Source organism: Oceanospirillum sediminis, assembly GCF_014164585.1.
In the GTDB taxonomy this organism is placed as follows: domain Bacteria; phylum Pseudomonadota; class Gammaproteobacteria; order Pseudomonadales; family Halomonadaceae; genus Oceanospirillum; species Oceanospirillum sediminis.
This window is the reverse complement of the sequence record NZ_JACJFM010000152.1, coordinates 1-427: the sequence shown is the minus strand read 5'-3', so window position 1 is coordinate 427 and position 427 is coordinate 1. Positions and strand designations below refer to the sequence as shown.

Here is a 427-nt window from a genome sequence, read left to right as displayed (position 1 = left end):
GCCTGTGAACTGCTGGAACGTACGGTACTGAGAGAAGGCTGCTGGTCGGAACCTGTGGTGCTGCATTCTGATAACGGGAGTGTGATGAAAGCCAGTACGTTCAGAGTAAAATGGAAGCCCTGGGTCTGAAGACGTCTTATAGCCGACCACGGGTCAGTAATGATAATGCCTACTCTGAATCCTTATTCCGAACGCTGAAATACTGCCCTCAATGGCCGACCTCAGGCTTTGAAACGCTGGATTCAGCCAGAGAATGGGTGCAGGAATTTGCGGCGTTTTATAACGAAGAGCACAAGCATAGCCAGATCCGTTTCGTGACGCCGGGTCAGCGTCACAGGGGCGACGATAAAAAGATCCTGTTACAACGTCATGGGGTTTATCAGAAGGCGATGAAAGAGAATCCCGGACGCTGGCCCGGTAAGAAAAC

1 pseudogene is annotated in these 427 nt (G+C 51.3%); it reads left to right on the top strand.

From position 1 onward, the window contains the following. A pseudogene (locus H4O21_RS24320) lies at positions 1-427 on the top strand (transposase); the annotation flags it as partial.